Here is a 17,347-nt window from a genome sequence, read left to right on the forward strand (position 1 = left end):
GAACCGCCAGGAGCTGTTGCCGGCGCTGCAGACGGGCGACGGCCAGGTGCTAACCCAGAGTCTCGCCATTTTGGAATGGCTCGAGGAGGTTCACCCGGAACCCGCCCTCCTGCCGAAGGACCCTTTCGAACGGGCGACCGTGCGGGCCATGGCCGCGATTGTCGCCTGCGACATCCACCCGCTGAACAACCTGCGCATCCAGAAGCAGCTCACCGCGCTCGGCGTGGACGACGCCGGCCGCACCGTCTGGACGCAGCGCTGGATCAACGACGGTTTCCGAGCCCTGGAGCCGATGGTCGCCTGGCACAGCCGTGGCTTCGCCTTCGGAGACCGGCCGACGCTGGCTGACTGCCTCCTGGTCCCACAGGTCTATTCCGCCGAGCGGTACGCCGTGGACCTGTCGCCCTATCCTGCCATCGCCGCGGTCGCCCAGCGCGCCGCCGAACACCCGGCCTTCGCGGCCGCCCACCCTGATCGGCAACCGGACGCCCAAGCCTCCTAGGATTCCCGCCTGATGCTCGACGACCTGAAAGCCAACAACCGCCGCTGGGCGGAACGGAAGATCTCGGCCGATCCCGGCTTCTTCAAGCGCCTGGAGGGCCAGCAGGCCCCCGAGTACCTGTGGATCGGCTGCTCGGACAGCCGCGTGCCCGCCAACGAGATCGTCGATCTCGACCCCGGCGAGCTGTTCGTCCACCGCAACGTGGCGAACCTGGCCCCGCCACAGGACGCCAACTACCTCAGCGTGCTGCAATATTCGGTCGACGTCCTGAAGGTGAAACACATCCTGGTGGTCGGCCACTACGGCTGCGGCGGCGTGGCCGCTGCGGTGGACGGCGAGCGCCGGGGCCTGATCGACCACTGGCTGCACCCGATCCGCGAGGTGCACCACGACCACCAGCACGAGCTTGAGCAGATCGCCGACGACCGCGCCCGCTGGGACCGCCTGGTCGAGCTGAACGTCATCCGCCAGGTGCGCAACGTCGCCTCCGACGTCTTCGTCCAGGACGCCTGGGCGCGGGGGCAGGAACTGAACGTCCATGGCTGGGTGTATTCGATCGCCGACGGCCTCGTGCGCGACCTAGAAGTGACCGTGTCCAGCATCGAGGAGGCGGCGCGCCTGGACCGCTTCCGCAACATTCCGGCCGTCCGCGGAGGCTGATCTTGACGGCGGGGCGCGGGCGGCCTCTTGTCGCCCGCAACGGCGAAACGCCGATGAAAACGCTCAGGAACCGTCAATGAAATCCATGCTGATGGCCGCCGCCGCGGCGGCCGTGCTCGTGGCCGTGGGGCCCTCCGTCGCCCAGGGCCAGGCGCCGGCGTCCGCCGCCGCGCGTCCCACGCCCGCCGAGGCCAAGGCCTTCGTCGAGAACGCCGAGGCCCAGCTCGAGAAGGCGAACGCCTTCGCCGCCCGCGCCTCGTGGGTGCGCGCCAACTTCATCACCGTCGACACCCAGTGGCTGGAGGCCAAGGCCGGCGCCGAGCAGAACGAGCTCGCCACCCGGCTCGCCAAGCAGGCCGCGCGCTTCGACGGCGTGGCTGTCGATCCGGTCACCGCCCGCAAGCTGAAGCTGCTGAAGCTCTACATCGTCTCCCCGGCGCCGGACCGTCCGGGCGCGGCCGAGGAGCTGGCGAACCTGCTGACCAAGCTCGACAGCACCTATTCGACCGGCAAGTTCACCCACAAGGGCAAGCAGATCACCCTGAACGACGCCGAAGACATCCTGAAGGAAAGCCGCGACCCGGCCGAGCTGAAGGCTGTCTGGGAAGGCTGGCACTCGGTCGCGCCGCAAATGAAGGCCGACTACGCCCAGTTCGCCAAGCTCTCCAACGAGGGCGCGGTCAGCCTGGGCTACAAGGACACCGGCGCGCTCTGGCGGTCCAACTACGACATGGACCCCGACGCCTTCGCCGCCGAGACCGACCGTCTCTGGAAGCAGGTCGAGCCGTTCTACCGCAACCTGCACTGCTACGTGCGCGGCCGGCTGAACGAGAAGTACGGCGACGCGGTGCAGCCGCGCACCGGCCCGATCCGCGCCGACCTCCTGGGCAACATGTGGGCCCAGCAGTGGGGCAACATCTACGACGTGGTCCAGCCCAAGGGCGTCCAGTCCAGCTACGATCTCGACAAGCTGCTGGTCGAGAAGGGGTATGACCCCGTCAAGATGGTGAAGACCGGCGAGGCCTTCTATTCGTCGCTGGGGTTCGCGCCGCTGCCCGAGACCTTCTGGGAACGCTCGCTGATCACCCGCCCGCGGGATCGGGAAGTCGTCTGCCACGCCTCGGCGTGGGACATCGACGACAAGGACGACATCCGCATCAAGATGTGCACGAAGGTGAACGCGGACGACTTCCGCACCGTCCACCACGAGCTCGGGCACAACTACTACCAGCGCGCCTACAAGAACCAGCCGGTGCTGTTCCGCGGCTCGGCCAACGACGGCTTCCACGAGGCCATCGGCGACTTCGCCGCCCTCTCGGCCTCGACGCCGACCTACCTCCAGCAGATCGGCCTCTTGGACAAGGTCCCCGGCGAGCAGGAGGACATCCCGTTCCTGCTGAAGATGGCCCTCGACAAGATCGCCTTCCTGCCCTTCGGCCTGCTGGTCGACCGCTGGCGCTGGCAGGTGTTCGCGGGCGAGACCACGCCCGAGGAATACAACGCCGACTGGTGGAAGCTGCGCCTGCAGTACCAGGGCCTGATGCCGCCGGCCCAGCGTCCGGCCGACGCCTTCGATCCGGGCGCCAAGTACCACGTGCCCGGCAACACGCCGTACACCCGCTATTTCCTGGCCCACATCTACCAGTTCCAGTTCCACCGCGCCGCCTGCAAGCAGGCCGGCTGGAAGGGCCCGCTGCACCGCTGCTCGGTCTACGGCGAGAAGGAGATGGGCCGGAAGTTCAACGCCATGATGGAGCTGGGCCAATCCCAGGAATGGCCGAAGACCCTGGCCGTCTTCACCGGCGAGACGCGCACCGACGCCTCCGCGGTGGCCGACTACTTCAAGCCGCTGAACACCTGGCTCGTCCAGCAGAACAAGGGCGAGAAGTGCGGCTGGTAGCGAGGTGATCCCTTCTCCCCTTGTGGGAGAAGGTGTCAGCGGCAGGCTGACGGATGAGGGGTCGCACCGTTCGTGCGGCCCCTTCTTCGTTACGCCAGCTTGATCTCGCGCAGGCGCTCCTGGAGGTACGCGTCCGCCGTGATCGGCGTCGGGTAACGGTCCGGGTGCTGGGCGTCGACGCAGTTCGGCAGCGTCCTGATCTCGTAGTCCGAGTTGAAGTGCAGGAAGAACGGCGTCGAGTAGCGCGGGAAGCCGCGGCGCTCGGGCGCCGGATTGACCACCCGGTGCGTCGTCGACGGCAGGCGGTGGTTCGTCAGCCGCTGCAGCATGTCGCCGATGTTGACCACCAGCGCGCCCGGCGGCGGGTTGATCGGGATCCAGCGGCCGTCGTGGTCCTTCACCTCGAGCCCGGCCTCTTCGGCGCCCAGCAGCAGGGTGATGACGTTGATGTCCTCGTGCGCGCCCGCGCGGATGTGCGGCCCCTCCTTGGGCACCGGCGGATAGTGCAGCAGGCGCAGGATCGAGTTGCCGAAGTCCACCGTCGGATCGAAGAAGTGGCGGTCGAGGCCCAGGTAGGTGGCGATCGCCTCCAGGATCTTTAGGCCGCGGGCGTCCAGCGCCTGGTACAGCCAGCCCACCGTCTCACGGAACTCGGGCAGTTCGGCGTCGGGCCAGACGTTGTCCGGCATGTGGTCGCGGAACCGGTGGCCCGGCGGCAGGTCGCGGCCGACGTGCCAGAACTCCTTCAGATCGAAGTGCTGGGCGCCCTTGGCCGTTTCGATGCCGAACGGCGTGTAGCCGCGCTGGCCCATGACCGGCAGCTTGTATCTCAGCTTGGTCTCTTCGGGCAGGGCGAAGAACTTCTTCGTCTGGTCGATGGCGGCATCGACCTTGTCCTGCGGCAGGCCATGATCCTTGATCACCGCGAAGCCCCAGCGCTTGAAGCTGTCGCCCAGCTTCTGGGTGAAGGCTTCGAAGTCCTGGTCGAAGAGCGTGTAGGAGACCGGTTCGATGGTCTCGGGCAGGGTGGCGGCTTGGCTCATGCGCGCACTCCTACACCCACGCGCGCACGGTTAGAACCGCCCTTGCCGCGGCGCGCCGTCTCAGCCGCGGTCGTTGGCCGCCAGCCGCGGGGCCTCCACGCCGTCGTCCTCGTCGTCGGTCAGCCGGTCCATCTCGGCGCGCACCAGCCGCTCGAACATGTCGCGCGAGGCGCGCGTGGCCTCGATGTAGCGCTCCTCGGCCTCGCCATGCACCGGCTGCAGCTTGCGGAACAGCTTCTCGTCGTGCTCGCGGAAGATCACCGCCGCCTTCAGCGCGCGCCGCTCGCCAAGGCCCAGGGCGGTCAGCGCCTTGCGCCCGAAGTTCAGCGCGCTCTCGTAGGTCTCGCGCTCCACCTCGTCGGCGCCCGCCTCCAATAGGTCGTAGGCGTGCCGGCGGTCGAAGGCGCGCGCGATCACCGTCAGGTGCGGGAACACCTGCTTGGCGGTCTCGACGATCTCTCGGGCCTTGTCGCGGTCGTCGATCGCCACCACCAGCAGCCGGGCCTTGTCGGCGCCGGCGGTGCGCAGGAGATCCAGGCGGCTCGCGTCCCCATAGTGCACCCGCCAGCCGAAGCGGCGGATCAGGTCGATCTGCTCGATGCTGGCGTCCAGCAGCACCACCTTGAAGCCGTTGGCCATCAGGAGGCGGGTGGCGATCTGGCCGAAGCGGCCGAAGCCGGCGACGATCGCATCCGGCGGGCCCTCGTCGAACGGCAGTCGTTCGGGCTCCGCCCGGGCTTCCTGCCGGTTCAGCACCAGCTTCTCGTAGGCTGCGAAGACCAGCGGCGTGGCCGCCATCGAGACAGCGACGACCGCCGTCAGCAGCCGGGCGAGTTCGGCGTCCAGCACCCGCGCGCCCAGCGCAAAGCCCAGCAGCACGAAGGCGAACTCGCCGCCCTGCGCCAGGGCGACGGCCGTCGTCGCCGAGGTGCGCGTGTCCCGGCGGAAGGTGCGCGCGGCGGCGTACATGGCCAGCCCCTTGAGCACGATCAGGCCGGCGACCAGCCCGCCCACCAGCAGCGGCCGGCCGGCCAGCAGGGCCACGTCCAGGCCCGCGCCGACGGTGATGAAGAAGAGGCCCAGCAAGAGGCCGCGGAACGGCTCAATGTCGCTCTCCAGCTCGCGGCGGAACTCGCTCTCGGCCAGCACCACCCCCGCCAGGAACGCCCCCAGCGCCGGCGACAGGCCGACCAGCTCCATCAGCGCCGCCACCGCCACCACCAGCAGCAGGGCCGAGGCGGTGAAGATCTCGCGCAGCCGCGCCGCGGCGATGAAGCGGAACAGCGGTCGGGTCAGGTACCGCCCCACGATCACGACGGCCGCCACGGCCCCGATCACCGCCAGCGGGCGGACCCAGGCCGGCAGGCCCTCCAGCAGCGCGCCGCCGTGGTGGCCGCCGGCCGCTTCCGCCGGAGCCGCCCCGCTCATCGCCAGGAACGGCAGCAGGGCGAACAGCGGGATCACCGCCAGGTCCTGGAACAGCAGCACGCCGAAGCTGGCCTCGCCGACCGGGCCCTGGCGCAGCCCCTTCTCCTCCAGGCTGGCCAGCACGATGGCCGTCGATGACATCGACAGGATCAGGCCCGCCGCCAGCGCCTGCCGCCAATCCAGCCCGAGCGCCAGGCCCCCGGCCGCCGTCAGCGCGGTCGTGGCCGCCATCTGCCCGGCGCCGACGCCGAAGATGCTGGTCTTCATCTTCCACAGCAGGGCGGGGCGCACCTCCAGCCCGATGAGGAACAGGAGGATCACGACGCCGAACTCGGCGAAGCGCATCACGTCCTCGGGATCACCGACCAGGTTCAGGGCGAACGGACCGACCACGACCCCGGCCACGAGGTAGCCCAGCACGGAGCTGAGCCCCAGGCGCTTGGCGATGGGCGCGGCGATGACGCCGGCGGTCAGATAGACCAAGGCCTGCAGCAGGAGATTGTCGGCGGTCATCGGGGCTCCGGAGCGTTCGCGCGGATCGAGGGTGCTCCGGGCTTGTTCATCAATCGATGAATTTTTTGAGGCGCCCGGTTCTCAACCGGCGATTTGCGGCGTATTGGCGAAGCCATGGCTGACAAGGTTCGCAAGGACGCGGTCGAGGCGCTGGCTGGCCTGCTCTTCGACGGCATGACCATCATGGCAGGCGGCTTCGGCCTCTGCGGCATTCCCGAAAACCTGATCGCGGCGATCCGCCAGGCGGGCGTCAAGGACCTGACGGTCATCTCCAACAATTGCGGGGTGGACGACTTCGGTCTGGGCGTTCTGCTGGCCGGCGGCCAGATCCGCAAAATGATCTCGAGCTACGTCGGCGAGAACAAGCTGTTCGCCGAGCTGTACCTTTCGGGCAAGCTGGAGCTGGAATTCAACCCGCAGGGCACGCTGGCCGAGCGCATCCGCGCCGGCGGCGCAGGCATCCCGGCCTTCTTCACCAAGACGGGCGTGGGCACCCTGGTGGCCGAGGGGAAGGAAGTTCGCGAGTTCGACGGCGAACTCTATGTGATGGAGCGCGGCCTCACCGCCGACCTGTCGATCGTCAAAGCTTGGAAGGGCGACCGCGAAGGCAACCTCGTCTATCGGAAGACGGCGCGGAACTTCAATCCAATGATGGCCACGGCCGGCAAGGTGACGGTGGCCGAGGTCGAGCAGATCGTCGAGACCGGCGCGCTCGACAAGGACAACATCCACACCCCCGGCATCTACGTGGACCGGATCCTGCAGGGCGCTCACGAGAAGCGCATCGAACAGCTCACCGTCCGCAAGCGTGAAGAGGCGACTGCATAATGGCCTGGACCCGCGACCAGATCGCCGCCCGTGCGGCCCAGGAGCTGCGCGACGGCTTCTACGTGAACCTCGGCATCGGCATCCCGACGCTGGTGGCCAACTACATCCCGGCCGGCATGTCGGTGACCCTGCAATCCGAGAACGGCATGCTGGGCATGGGTCCCTTCCCGTTCGAAGGCGAGGCCGACCCCGACCTGATCAACGCCGGCAAGCAGACGATCACCGAACTGGCCAGCTCGTCCTACTTCAGCTCGGCCGACAGCTTCGCGATGATCCGCGGCGGCCACATCGACCTGTCCATCCTGGGCGCCATGCAGGTGGCCGCCAACGGCGACCTCGCCAACTGGATGGTCCCGGGCAAGATGGTGAAGGGCATGGGCGGCGCCATGGACCTGGTGGCCGGCGTCAAGCGCGTGGTCGTGGTCATGGAGCACGTGGAGAAGTCCGGCGCGCCCAAGCTGGTGAAGGCCTGCTCCCTGCCGCTCACCGGGGCCGGCGTGGTCGACCTGGTGATCACCGACCTGGCGGTCTTCGACGTCTCGCGGGGCAAGAAGCCGCTCACGCTCGTGGAGCTCGCCCCGGGCGTGACCCTCGACGAGGTCCGCGCCAGGACGGAGGCTTCGTTCGAGTTCGCTGGCGCGCTCACCGGATGAGTTCCCTCCTCCCGCACGAGCCCGCCTCAAAGGCGGAGCCCCAACCACGACCCGCAGACCGTTTCCGCGACCAGTCTGCGCACCCGGGATGCGCGCGCCGGCATCATGCCCGTTCAACGGCGCCGCATACCCGCCCGTCCTCACCTACGAGGGCGGGCGGGTTCCCTCGCCTCCGCTTGCACACGCCATGAACCCACACGCCAGTTCGCTCGCCGCGAAAGGAATCGGCGGCCCTGCCCCTCCGCGCCACGAGTGGTCCCTCGATGAGGTCGAGGCCCTGTTCGAGCTGCCGTTCATGGAGCTGGTGTTCCGCGCCGCCGAGGTCCACCGGCGCTGGTTCGACCCTACCGAGCTCCAGCTCTCCCAGCTTCTGTCTGTGAAGACCGGAGGCTGCCCCGAGGACTGCGGCTACTGCGCCCAGTCGCAGAAGTTCAAGACGGGCGTCGCCGCCACCAAGCTGATGGACGCCGAGACGGTGATCGCCGCCGCCGCCGAGGCCAAGGCCGGCGGGGCCCAGCGGTTCTGCATGGGCGCCGCCTGGCGTGACCTGAAGGACCGCGACCTGCCGAAGGTCGCCGCCATGATCTCGGGCGTGAAGGCGTTAGGCCTCGAGACCTGCGCCACCCTCGGCATGCTCACGCCCGACCAGGCGAAGGCGCTGAAGGCCGCCGGCCTCGACTTCTACAACCACAACCTCGACACCGGCCCGGACTACTACGACAAGGTCGTCACGACGCGGACCTATCAGGACCGCCTGGACACCCTGGCCGCCGTCCGCGACGCCGGCATGCCCACCTGCTGCGGCGGCATCGTCGGCATGGGCGAGACGCGGTGCGACCGGGCGGGCCTGCTGCACCAACTGGCGATCCTGCCCAGCCACCCGGAGAGCCTGCCGATCAACGACCTGATGCCGATCCCGGGCACGCCGCTAGGCGACTCCAAGGCCGTCGATCCGCTGGAGTTCGTCCGCATGATCGCGGCAGCCCGCATCGTTTGCCCGAAATCCATGGTCCGCATCGCCGCCGGCCGCGAGCACATGAGCCGCGAACTGCAGGCGCTCTGCTTCCTGGCAGGCGCCAATTCGATCTTCATCGGTGGCCGGCTGCTCACCACCAACAACCCCGAGAAGACCGCCGACGAGGCGCTGCTGGCCGACCTGAAGATGAAGCCTATGCCGGTCGGCCTCAGCCGCTAGCGTCCGGAGATCATCGCAAACGCCCGAGCAGCCCAGTCGCTGTCAGCGCGTGGCGCCCCGATGACGGGAACGGTCGGGGCGTGCTGCGCCAACAGCGCGATGGTGCCTGCGAAGCTGGGCGCTTCCGGATCGGCCGACTCGCTGACGACAATGCAGGTTGGCGCCACGCCGCGGGCGGTCATCACCTCCAGCGCGGTGAGTGTGTGGCTGACAGCGCCGAGATAGCCGCCTCCCACGAGGACACGAATTCCTTGCACAGCCTCAAGAAGGTCGAGGCTTGTCGCGCCGTCGGCGATCGGGGACATCAACCCGCCCACCCCTTCCACGGCCATCAGGTCAGCTGTCGCGTTGGCGATCCGATCCCGGCAGAACGCGATGACCTCGTCCATGGGAAGGCCTCGCCCCTCGAGGGCGGCGGCCATGGGCGGCGCCAAGGGAGCCGACAGCCGCCAGGGGGACACCCGATCCAGCTCATGCAGGTCCAGGGGACGACCCGCAGCGACCAGCAAGCGACCAGGATCGCTTTCAGCCCAGTCGACGGGGTTAAATCCGCTGACCACCGGCTTCAAGGCGTCCACGCTCCACCCATTTCGGCGCGCGGCCGAGAGGAGCCCGCAAGCAATGTGCGTCTTGCCAATCTCGGTGTGGCCCCCCGCCACGAAGACGACCCTCCTCATTGCGCGAGCCAGGGCCTGACCGCCTCGGCCAGCCGATCCACCTGTTCCTCTGAATGAGCCGCGCTGAACGCCAGTCGCAGCCGCGCCGTACCGGCCGGCACCGTCGGCGGCCGGATCGCCACGGCGAGCAGCCCGCGCCGCTCGAGGTCGGCGGCAGCCTCTAGCGCCGTGCTTGCCTCGCCCAGAATGATGGGGACGACCGCGCTCTGCGCCTCGGGAAGGTCGAGAGCGACTGTGAACCGCCGCGCCCGCGCAAGCGGCGCCGCCACGCGCTCGGGCTCAGCATCAATCACGTCCAGCGCGGCCAGCGCCGCGGCGGTGTTCGCGGGCGGCAGGCCAGTCGTATAGACGAGCGTCCGAGCACGGCTCTTGATCAGGTCAATCACCGGGGCGGAGGCGCAGACGTAGGCGCCGTACCCACCGATCGCCTTGGAAAGCGTGCCCATTGCAAGGTCGACCCGCGCGCCGGGGAACAGCCGCGCCGTGCCGGATCCGCCACCGAGCACGCCCAGACCATGGGCGTCATCCACCAGGAGCCAGGCTCCATGGGCCTCGCATGCGGCGGAAATCGCGCCCAGCGGTGCGACGTCCCCGTCCATGGAGAACACGCCGTCGGTCGCCACGAGCATGCGACGACCTGCCCTCGAGCCGATGGCCAGCTTGGCGCTCAGGTCGGCGACGTCGTTATGCCGGAACGGCAGCGTCTCGGCCCCTGACAGCTTGGCGCCGGCCCAGATGCAGGCATGCGCCCACTCGTCGGCCAGCACCAGGTCGCCTGGCCCGACGAAGGTCGGGATGATGCCCGCGTTGGCGAGATAACCCGACCCGAAGACGCACGCCGCCTCCGCACCCTTCAGCGTCGCCAGACGCGCCTCGAGTTCGCCAAGCAACGGATGATCCCCGGTGACCAGGCGCGAGGCCCCCGCGCCCGTCCCATACGTCTCCACAGCTCGAATTGCCGCCGCCCTCACTACGGGGTGCCCGCTCAGCGCCAAGTAGTCATTGCAGGAGAAGGAGACCAGCCGCCGGCCCTCCCGCTCCACCCAAGCGCCGTCCAATCTGCGGGTGGGCTTCAGCGTACGACGTAGGCTGCGATCCTCCATCCGGGCGAGCTTCTCGTTCGCGAAGGCGGTGAGCGTGTCCATGGGGGTGGCTTATCTTTCTTCCCCTACGTAAACCAGCCGCCGTTGGGGCAGCTAGGCTAGGGGCATCCACATGACCGCAAATCCGAGTTGGTTCACCGCCGGCGCCCCGCACGTCTGGCGGCCCTACTGCCAGATGAAGACCGCGCCACCGCCGCTGCCCGTCGCACGAACGGAAGGGACTCGCATTTTCCTGGAGGACGGCCGAACGCTGGTGGACGGCATCGCGTCTTGGTGGACCGCCTGTCACGGCTACAACCACCCGCACATCCGCGCCGCCGTCGAAGATCAACTCGCCCGGACACCGCATGTGATGTTCGGCGGTCTGGCGCACGAGCCTGCATACCGGCTCGCCGAACGTCTAGCGAAGCTGCTGCCTGGCAACCTTGACCACGTCTTCTTCGCCGAAAGCGGCTCGGTGGCGGTGGAGATCGCCATGAAGATGGCGCTGCAGTTCTGGATCAATCGCGGCGTGGCTACGAAGACCCGCTTCCTGGCGTTCTTCGGCGGTTATCACGGCGACACTCTTGCCACGATGACCGTCTGCGACCCGGAGGAAGGCATGCACAGCCTCTTCGCCGGCGTGCTGCCGGCCCAACACATCGCAGCATTGCCGACAGACGACGACGCCGAGCGGGCGCTCGGCGAACTGCTTGAACGCGAGGGCGGTGAGATCGCAGCCATCCTTGTGGAGCCTCGCGTTCAAGGGGCCGGGGGCATGCTCTTCCACGACGACGAGGTGCTACGCCGGCTACGCCGCCTCGCAGACGCTCACGACACGCTGCTGATCTTCGACGAGATCTTCACTGGCTTTGGTCGAACTGGCGATCTGTTCGCCTGCCAAGGCGCAGGCGTCGTGCCTGACATCGTCACGCTCTCAAAAGCGCTCACGGGCGGGACCTTGCCGCTGTCCGCCGCCGTCGCGAGCCACAGGGTGTTCGAGGCATTTTGGTCGGACGAACCCGGCGCGGCCTTGATGCACGGGCCCACCTACATGGCCAATCCACTCGCCTGCGCTGCCGCGAACGCGTCGCTGGACCTTTTCGAGCGGGGGAGCTGGAAGGCGCACGTCGCCCGCCTCTCCCAGAGCCTTCAGCAGGGCCTCGAGCCCTGCCGTTCCGCGACCGGCGTGGTCGACGTGCGAGTGCGCGGGGCGATTGGAGTCGTCGAGTTCGCCGAGCCTGTTCCGGCCGGCGAACTCTGCCGTCGCTTCGTGGAAGCCGGCGCCTGGATCCGACCTATGGGGAAGGTCGTCTATCTCGCGCCCTCATTCACCGCATCAGACGAAGATCTCGAGATCCTCACCGGTGCGATCCGCAAGGTCGTGACGGCGTAGGGGTTTGTCCGAGGCTGGGTGAACGTCGCCGCAGCGCGCTTGAGCCGTCCGGAAGACGGCGCGCACCGCAGGTCGCCGAATTTCAATCTCAGAACCGCCATCCTCCGCGCCAGCTCGTCTGCAGCGGCGTGCTTCGCTGTCCGACCGAGGTGGGCGTATCGCTGCGTCGTCTGAATGTCCGTGTGACCCAGCAACTGCCCGATCTGATCAAGCGTGTAGCCGCTCGAAAGGGCCTCGGACGCGAAGGAATGACGCAGATCGTGGACGAAGTCGTCGAGCTCCGCCGCAGCGAAGATCATCTCGATGTACGGATACCGTCTCACGCAACAGATGTCAGGAACAACTTTCGAACACGCGCTCGACATCCGTCCACGCCCGCCTCCGGCGCCGCTAGTCCGCCTCCACGGCTCGCGCGTAACGCGCCGGCGGCATGCCGACATGCCGGCTGAAGGCCGTGCTGAAGGTGCTGGCCGAGCCGTAGCCCACCTGCTCGGCGACCCTCTCGATCGCCAGCTCACGCGTGCGCAGAAGGCGCTTGGCCAGCGCCATGCGCCACGCCATCAAATACTCCATCGGGGGCAAGCCCACGATCCGAACGAACCGCGCGAAGAAGGCCGAGCGCGACATGCCGGCCTCGGCCGCCAGGTCGACGACCGTCCACCCCTGCGCCGGTTTAGCGTGCATGGCGCGCAAGGCCGCCGCCAGACGTTCGTCCGACAGGCCCCGGGCGACGCTTGGCGCAGAGAGCGTGTCTGTTCCGCACCGAAGCGCTTCGATGAGCAGCACCTCGAGCAGACGCTCCAGCACCAGCTCACGTCCGGGCCGGGACTGACGGGTCTCGTCCCCCACCAGCTCAAGCAGAAGCGCCAGCCGCGGCTCGTCGCGGGTGATGATCAGGGCGGGCAAGAGCGAGACGAGCAAGGCGGCGTCGGGGGATAGGAAGCTGCACAGACCGACCTGCATCCTGAGGTTTGGGGGCTCGGTCGGTGGCCCCACCCGAAACCGGCCCTCCCCCAGCTCGGTGGGCAGCATGTCGACGCCCTCGGGCGGCGCGTGGAGGCTTTCGAGCACCTGATCATGGGCCGACGGCGAGAGGACGAAATCGCCCGCCCGCACGACAATCGGCGGACGGCCCGACGACACGAGCCGGCATGCGCCCTCAAGCACCGCGAAATACACCGGCTTGCTTTCGACGTCCCGACGGATGCGCCAGCAGCCGCCATACTCCACCAGCTTGGAGAAGCTCGCGGAGGGGCGGAGCAGCGTAACGATCTCGGCGAGAGGATCGGCCGGCATTTCAGGACTCCCGCCAACGAAACCAGGATGTCGGACTATAGAAGGTCCTTCCGCTCGGGGCCATGCTGCCGCACCTGATCCCACTGGAGCGATCCCATGCCCACTGTCCTCATCACCGGCTGTTCCTCAGGCTTTGGCCTCGCGACGGCGAAGCTGTTCGTCGACAGAGGCTGGCAGGTGGTCGCCACAATGCGTCAGCCCCGGACGGACGTGCTCCCTGCAGCCGACAATCTCCGGATCCTGCCGCTGGACGTGACCCAACCGGCCAGCATCTCAACCGCGGTCGCGCAGGCTGGCGACATCGACGTCTTGGTCAACAATGCCGGGTTTGGCGCGGCCGTCCCTATCGAGCTCATCGAGCCGGAAACGGCGCGCGGCCTGTTTGAAACCAACACCTTGGGCGCACTGGCGATGCTGCAGGCGCTGCTGCCGATGTTCCGCAAACGCCGCAGCGGCGCGATCATCAACGTCACTTCGTCGGCGACCCTGAAGCCGTTGCCGCTGGTCAGCGTCTACCGGGCGAGCAAGGCGGCCGTGGATGCGCTCACTGAAAGCCTGGCGGTGGAAATGGAGCCTTTCGGGGTGCGGGCGCACATCGTGCTTCCTGGCCGCTCCCCCGAGACCAGCTTTGGCGACAACGCCATGCCGCATCTGCGCGGTCTCGATCACCCCGATTACAAGCCCATGATCGAAGGCTTCATCGCCAGCTTCCGCGACGACAGCGGTCCGTTCACCCATGCGTCCGACGTGGCTGAGGCGGTCTGGCAGGCAGCCACCGATCCCCACGCTCCGCTTCGGATCCCGGCGGGCCAGGATGCGGTGCAGTGGATGGCCGAAGCCAGCTGATCGGCGAGTTCAGGTGCGAGCGTCGCGCGTTATTGCGGAGGATCGAAGACTGCTTCTATCCATCCTGACGGCCTTTATGTTCAGCCGGAAGCGACTCCTCGTCCTGAGACCCCAGAGGCGGCCTTCAAGGCTGGCAGGCCCGCAGGATCTGGTCATCGGATGGGCTCTGACCGAGCACGGCTCCCGCGCTCCGTCCCAAGGAGACTAGGGAGGCGCCGAGCAGCTCGCCCACCTTCGATCAACGCGGCCGGCAAGCCCCGCATAGCCAGCCGAGTCAGGCGGGCGCCTTGCCGAGGTCAAGACTGGAGCCGTCAGAGAGATCGAGCCCCAGGTCAAGAGGACGCGCTCCACGACGACAACAGCAGTTTCCCGGGTCCGCGGCCGGCATCCGGACGAGCTGGACGACCTCGCGGCAGGGCTGCGGCGCGGGGTCGCTCGCCAGCGGGGGCTTACCCTTGGATCAGCCGGCCCCGCTTCCCTTAGCGGGCTTGAAGCCGGCCCCGAAAACACGCTGCCTCGTCAGGCGGCGTCTTCCGTCGATCTGAGCGCGAGGAGTTCGCGGTGCAGCACCACCCGCGGCGAAGCGCCGCCGATTGCGGCCAGCATCTTGCCGAGAACCTGGAGCTCCGCCTGCTTGCGGCGAGCGAGGTCGGCCAATTCGCAGAGCAGGAAGGGGGTTTCCGCCGGATGCTCGCAGGCCCTCAGGATTTGGCGCACGCTCTCTCGCGTGGCTCCAATGCGCAGAAGGCCGACGGCGATCTGTATGCACTGCTGGCTCTTCTCTGAGAGCGCGCCCAGCCGCAGTTCGTCCCTTGGGACAAGGACGAGACCGTCGCGCACGAGGGCGCGTACCGCTCGCCAGGAAAGACCCGCGGGCGCGGGCGGCCTCTGGCCGCCGGCGCCCCGTGTCGACGGCTGTAGCTCGGCCGCCGGAGTGGGCGCGCGCAGCGCCGCGGCGCGACGCCTGTTCGCGTCGAGCTCAAGCGCCTCGGGCCGAGCCTCGTCCAAGCCCATCCCGGCGGCGAAGACTTGCGTGTCCATTCCGGCGTCCAACTTGATCCTCAGCCTGGCGCCCCCTGCTCCACAGGCGGACGCGACGCACCCGTCGCCGGTTGAAGCCGGCGGGGCGAAGATTGACGATAGCGAGGGCAACCACGTCCCGGCCGGGGAGGATATTGGCCGGGACGTGGCGCGCCGCTCCAGCCGGTCAGTTGGCGGGCGGCTCGGAACATCAACCCTGGTCGGTCGATGCGATCCCTTGAGACGGGTCGGTGCGGCTGCGCGCAGTTCGCGTGACGAGGCGAGGAAGGGCGGACGTTCCCCACGACCGCGGCCCGCAACAACCCTAACGCGGCTTCGCGCCCTCCTCGGCAGACGGCACGATCCCGAGCTGACGGGCGAGCTCCAACTCTTCGGCGAGAAAGTAGGCTTCGACGATCTTGCCGTCGCGGTAGGTCAACATGCCGAGCTCGTGGATGGAGATGGGCCGGCCTGTCCCCTCGCGGCCGTACCAGGGCCCGGTGTGGTGACCGTTCATCTGGAAATAGACCCAAACCCGATCGCCGTTGGCGATGATGTCGACGATCTTGTCCTGTCGGTCATTCATGGACGCGGCGTTGTACCCGCCATGCGGCTTCCCCCACATCTGGGCAAGGGTGTCCATGCCGTGGCGCGTCGCCTTGTAGTCATTGATGAAGTAGCGCGCGCGATCGTCGGGACGGATCGGACGCGGCGCGCTGAGAAAGCGGATCGTCGTCTCGATGTTCGCGCGTTCCTGGGCCGTGTAGTCAGCGGCCGCAATGCGGGCGTCGATTTCCGCGTTGGACGCACGCCGGCTCGGCGCGGGGGCCGAGACGGGGGTCGCGGCGGGCTCCGGGCGCTGCTCAATGAACGAGCCCGCCACAGCCGCCGCGAACGTCGCTGCGATGACCCACGCGCTGTCCATTCCGCCCTCCTCGTTCATCCCGGTCGTTACGCCGGGTATCCTTCTTTCATCTGGAGTACCGCGCGCCCCGCGCGGCCGCAGTGTCCGCTGGCGCCACTTGGCTGAGGCTCAGGCGATCGTGCCGCCGCCGTCCACGGTGACCACCGAGCCCGTGGCGAAACGATTAGCCGCCACGAACAGGATGGCGCTGGCGACGTCCTCCGCCGCGCCCACGCGGCCCACCGGCAGGCGGGCGGCGACGTCCCTGAACACCGTCTGCCTCTGCTCCGGCGCCATGCGGTCGTGCAGGGGGGTGTCGATCAGGCCCGGCGAGACCACATTGACGCGGACCGGCGCGCGTTCGAGGGCCAGACCCCGCGCCAGGCCTTCCAAGGCCGCATTGATCGCGCCCTGGAGGACCGATCTCGGACTGGGGCGCTGCCCCAGGAACCCAGATACGAAGGTCAGCGACCCCGTCGGGGTGATGCGGGCCGACCGAGCGACCCTATAGGCGCCCCAGAATTTGGAATCCATGGCGGCGTATGCGTCTTCCAGCGGCAGCCCGGAAACCGAACCGGTGCTGGTGGAGGCGGCGCTGACCACCACATGGTCGAAGGGATCCGATCGGGCAAACAGCTGCTCGACCGCGGCCGGATCGAGGATGTCGAGCACTTCTGGCCGCGCGCCGATCTCCCGCGCCGCCGCCTCGATGCGCGCCCGGTCGCGGGACGCGGTGGTGACGTCCGCCCCCGCCTTCACGAAGGCGTCCGCGGCCGCCCGACCGATGCCGCTGCTGGCGCCGATAACCAGGACGCGCTGTCCTTCGAACGTGGTCACCTTGATACCTCCTGTCATGCTCGGGACTTCACGCTGGCGCCTCCGGCCGGTTCTAGGGACGAAGAACCTGCCGCATCCCGCCGCCAGCCTTCTGCCGACCCCACGCGGCGGCGAAGTCGATCAAAGACGTGGTCTCGATGTCGATCTCGGCCCGGCCCTTGAGCGCGAGGTCGCAAACGGCGCCATAGGCCCGGCGCTGTTCATCGATGGGCGCGTGGTAGTAGGCGAAGCCCAGCACATCGAGCGATTGCCGACGCGCGGTCTGGGCATGCAGCTGCATGCCCGGCGCAAGCAGCGAGCCGATCTGCACCATCCGCCCGCCCAGAGCCATGACGCTCAGGGCGGCCTCCGCCGGCGCGCCGTTCAGGTAGTCGATGACCACGTCCACTTCGCCGCCCGCCGCGGAGGCGAAGGCCGCGGCCAGGCCGTCCCCGCCCAGCACCACGGTATCGTGGGCGCCCAGGGCGCGCGCGCGCTCCAGGGCCGCCGGATTGCGGCCGGCGGCGATCACACGACCCGCTCCGAGAGCGACCGCTGAGGCGACGGCGATCAGCCCGCTCGTTCCCG

The 17,347-nt window shown here is 68.5% G+C and carries 18 protein-coding genes; 8 read left to right on the top strand and 10 right to left on the bottom strand.

The window, feature by feature from the left end; all coding sequences use genetic code 11:
• From maiA to RIF93_RS10325, 3 genes are all read left to right on the top strand, one after another.
• A partial coding sequence (gene maiA / locus RIF93_RS10315; RefSeq protein WP_309091009.1) for a maleylacetoacetate isomerase occupies positions 1 to 502 on the top strand: 502 nt, incomplete at its 5' end.
• 12 nt (positions 503 to 514) lie between these two features.
• Entirely contained in the window at positions 515 to 1,162 is a 648-nt protein-coding gene (locus RIF93_RS10320; protein ID WP_309091011.1) for a carbonic anhydrase, read from the top strand.
• 76 nt (positions 1,163 to 1,238) lie between these two features.
• Entirely contained in the window at positions 1,239 to 3,062 is a 1,824-nt protein-coding gene (locus tag RIF93_RS10325; protein WP_309091013.1) for a M2 family metallopeptidase, read from the top strand.
• An 89-nt stretch (positions 3,063 to 3,151) separates the two neighbouring features.
• Here RIF93_RS10325 and RIF93_RS10330 read toward each other — a convergent pair whose 3' ends face one another.
• Entirely contained in the window at positions 3,152 to 4,105 is a 954-nt protein-coding gene (locus RIF93_RS10330; protein WP_309091015.1) for a 2-oxoglutarate and iron-dependent oxygenase domain-containing protein, read from the bottom strand.
• 60 nt (positions 4,106 to 4,165) lie between these two features.
• Positions 4,166 to 6,046, bottom strand: coding sequence for a monovalent cation:proton antiporter-2 (CPA2) family protein (locus tag RIF93_RS10335; protein WP_309091017.1), 1,881 nt, complete (start codon positions 6,044 to 6,046; stop codon positions 4,166 to 4,168).
• Between the two features lie 114 nt (positions 6,047 to 6,160).
• On the opposite strand from RIF93_RS10335, the gene RIF93_RS10340 reads away from it, so the two are divergent.
• The 3 genes from RIF93_RS10340 to bioB all read left to right on the top strand — a co-directional run bounded on the left by RIF93_RS10340 (position 6,161) and on the right by bioB (position 8,722).
• Positions 6,161 to 6,874, top strand: a complete 714-nt coding sequence (locus tag RIF93_RS10340; RefSeq protein ID WP_309091019.1) for a CoA transferase subunit A — start codon at positions 6,161 to 6,163, stop codon at positions 6,872 to 6,874.
• On the top strand, positions 6,874 to 7,527 hold the full coding sequence (locus tag RIF93_RS10345) for a 3-oxoacid CoA-transferase subunit B (protein ID WP_309091021.1): 654 nt from the start codon (positions 6,874 to 6,876) through the stop codon (positions 7,525 to 7,527). Before RIF93_RS10340 ends, RIF93_RS10345 begins: the two co-directional genes overlap by 1 nt.
• A 187-nt stretch (positions 7,528 to 7,714) precedes the next feature.
• On the top strand, positions 7,715 to 8,722 hold the full coding sequence (bioB, locus tag RIF93_RS10350; protein ID WP_309091023.1) for a biotin synthase BioB: 1,008 nt from the start codon (positions 7,715 to 7,717) through the stop codon (positions 8,720 to 8,722).
• Here bioB and bioD read toward each other — a convergent pair.
• Positions 8,719 to 9,399, bottom strand: coding sequence for a dethiobiotin synthase (gene bioD, locus RIF93_RS10355; protein ID WP_309091025.1), 681 nt, complete (start codon positions 9,397 to 9,399; stop codon positions 8,719 to 8,721). The genes bioB and bioD overlap by 4 nt on opposite strands.
• Positions 9,396 to 10,544, bottom strand: a complete 1,149-nt coding sequence (bioF, locus tag RIF93_RS10360) for an 8-amino-7-oxononanoate synthase (protein ID WP_309091027.1) — start codon at positions 10,542 to 10,544, stop codon at positions 9,396 to 9,398. Before bioF ends, bioD begins: the two co-directional genes overlap by 4 nt.
• Before the next feature lie 70 nt (positions 10,545 to 10,614).
• Between bioF and RIF93_RS10365 the strand changes: the two genes are divergently transcribed.
• Positions 10,615 to 11,877: an adenosylmethionine--8-amino-7-oxononanoate transaminase gene (locus RIF93_RS10365; RefSeq protein WP_309091029.1), complete on the top strand. Its 1,263-nt coding sequence runs from the start codon at positions 10,615 to 10,617 to the stop codon at positions 11,875 to 11,877.
• Here RIF93_RS10365 and RIF93_RS10370 read toward each other — a convergent pair.
• Together RIF93_RS10370 and RIF93_RS10375 are read right to left on the bottom strand one after the other, a co-directional pair.
• The gene (locus RIF93_RS10370) at positions 11,796 to 12,317 is read right to left on the bottom strand and encodes a tyrosine-type recombinase/integrase (RefSeq protein WP_309091031.1); all 522 of its coding nucleotides are present in this window, start codon (positions 12,315 to 12,317) and stop codon (positions 11,796 to 11,798) included. The two genes, RIF93_RS10365 and RIF93_RS10370, sit on opposite strands and share 82 nt — an antisense overlap.
• Positions 12,268 to 13,173 (bottom strand): AraC family transcriptional regulator, encoded by a 906-nt coding sequence (locus RIF93_RS10375; protein WP_309091033.1) that lies wholly within the window; start codon positions 13,171 to 13,173, stop codon positions 12,268 to 12,270. Before RIF93_RS10375 ends, RIF93_RS10370 begins: the two co-directional genes overlap by 50 nt.
• Positions 13,174 to 13,269: 96 nt before the next feature.
• Between RIF93_RS10375 and RIF93_RS10380 the strand changes: the two genes are divergently transcribed.
• Positions 13,270 to 14,019 carry an SDR family oxidoreductase gene (locus tag RIF93_RS10380; protein ID WP_309091035.1) on the top strand — a complete coding sequence of 250 codons (750 nt, stop codon included), beginning with the start codon at positions 13,270 to 13,272 and terminating at the stop codon, positions 14,017 to 14,019.
• Positions 14,020 to 14,538: 519 nt separating this feature from the next.
• Here RIF93_RS10380 and RIF93_RS10385 read toward each other — a convergent pair.
• From RIF93_RS10385 to RIF93_RS10400, 4 genes are all read right to left on the bottom strand, one after another.
• On the bottom strand, positions 14,539 to 15,060 hold the full coding sequence (locus RIF93_RS10385) for a hypothetical protein (RefSeq protein WP_309091037.1): 522 nt from the start codon (positions 15,058 to 15,060) through the stop codon (positions 14,539 to 14,541).
• A gap of 304 nt (positions 15,061 to 15,364) precedes the next feature.
• Entirely contained in the window at positions 15,365 to 15,964 is a 600-nt protein-coding gene (locus RIF93_RS10390) for an ester cyclase (RefSeq protein ID WP_309091039.1), read from the bottom strand.
• Between the two features lie 108 nt (positions 15,965 to 16,072).
• Complete coding sequence (locus RIF93_RS10395; protein WP_309091041.1) at positions 16,073 to 16,780, bottom strand: SDR family oxidoreductase; 708 nt, start codon at positions 16,778 to 16,780, stop codon at positions 16,073 to 16,075.
• A gap of 52 nt (positions 16,781 to 16,832) precedes the next feature.
• On the bottom strand, positions 16,833 to 17,347 hold a 515-nt coding region (locus tag RIF93_RS10400; RefSeq protein WP_309091043.1), incomplete at its 5' end, for a zinc-binding dehydrogenase.

The sequence above is a fragment of the Phenylobacterium sp. genome, from assembly GCF_031181185.1.
In the GTDB taxonomy this organism is placed as follows: domain Bacteria; phylum Pseudomonadota; class Alphaproteobacteria; order Caulobacterales; family Caulobacteraceae; genus Phenylobacterium.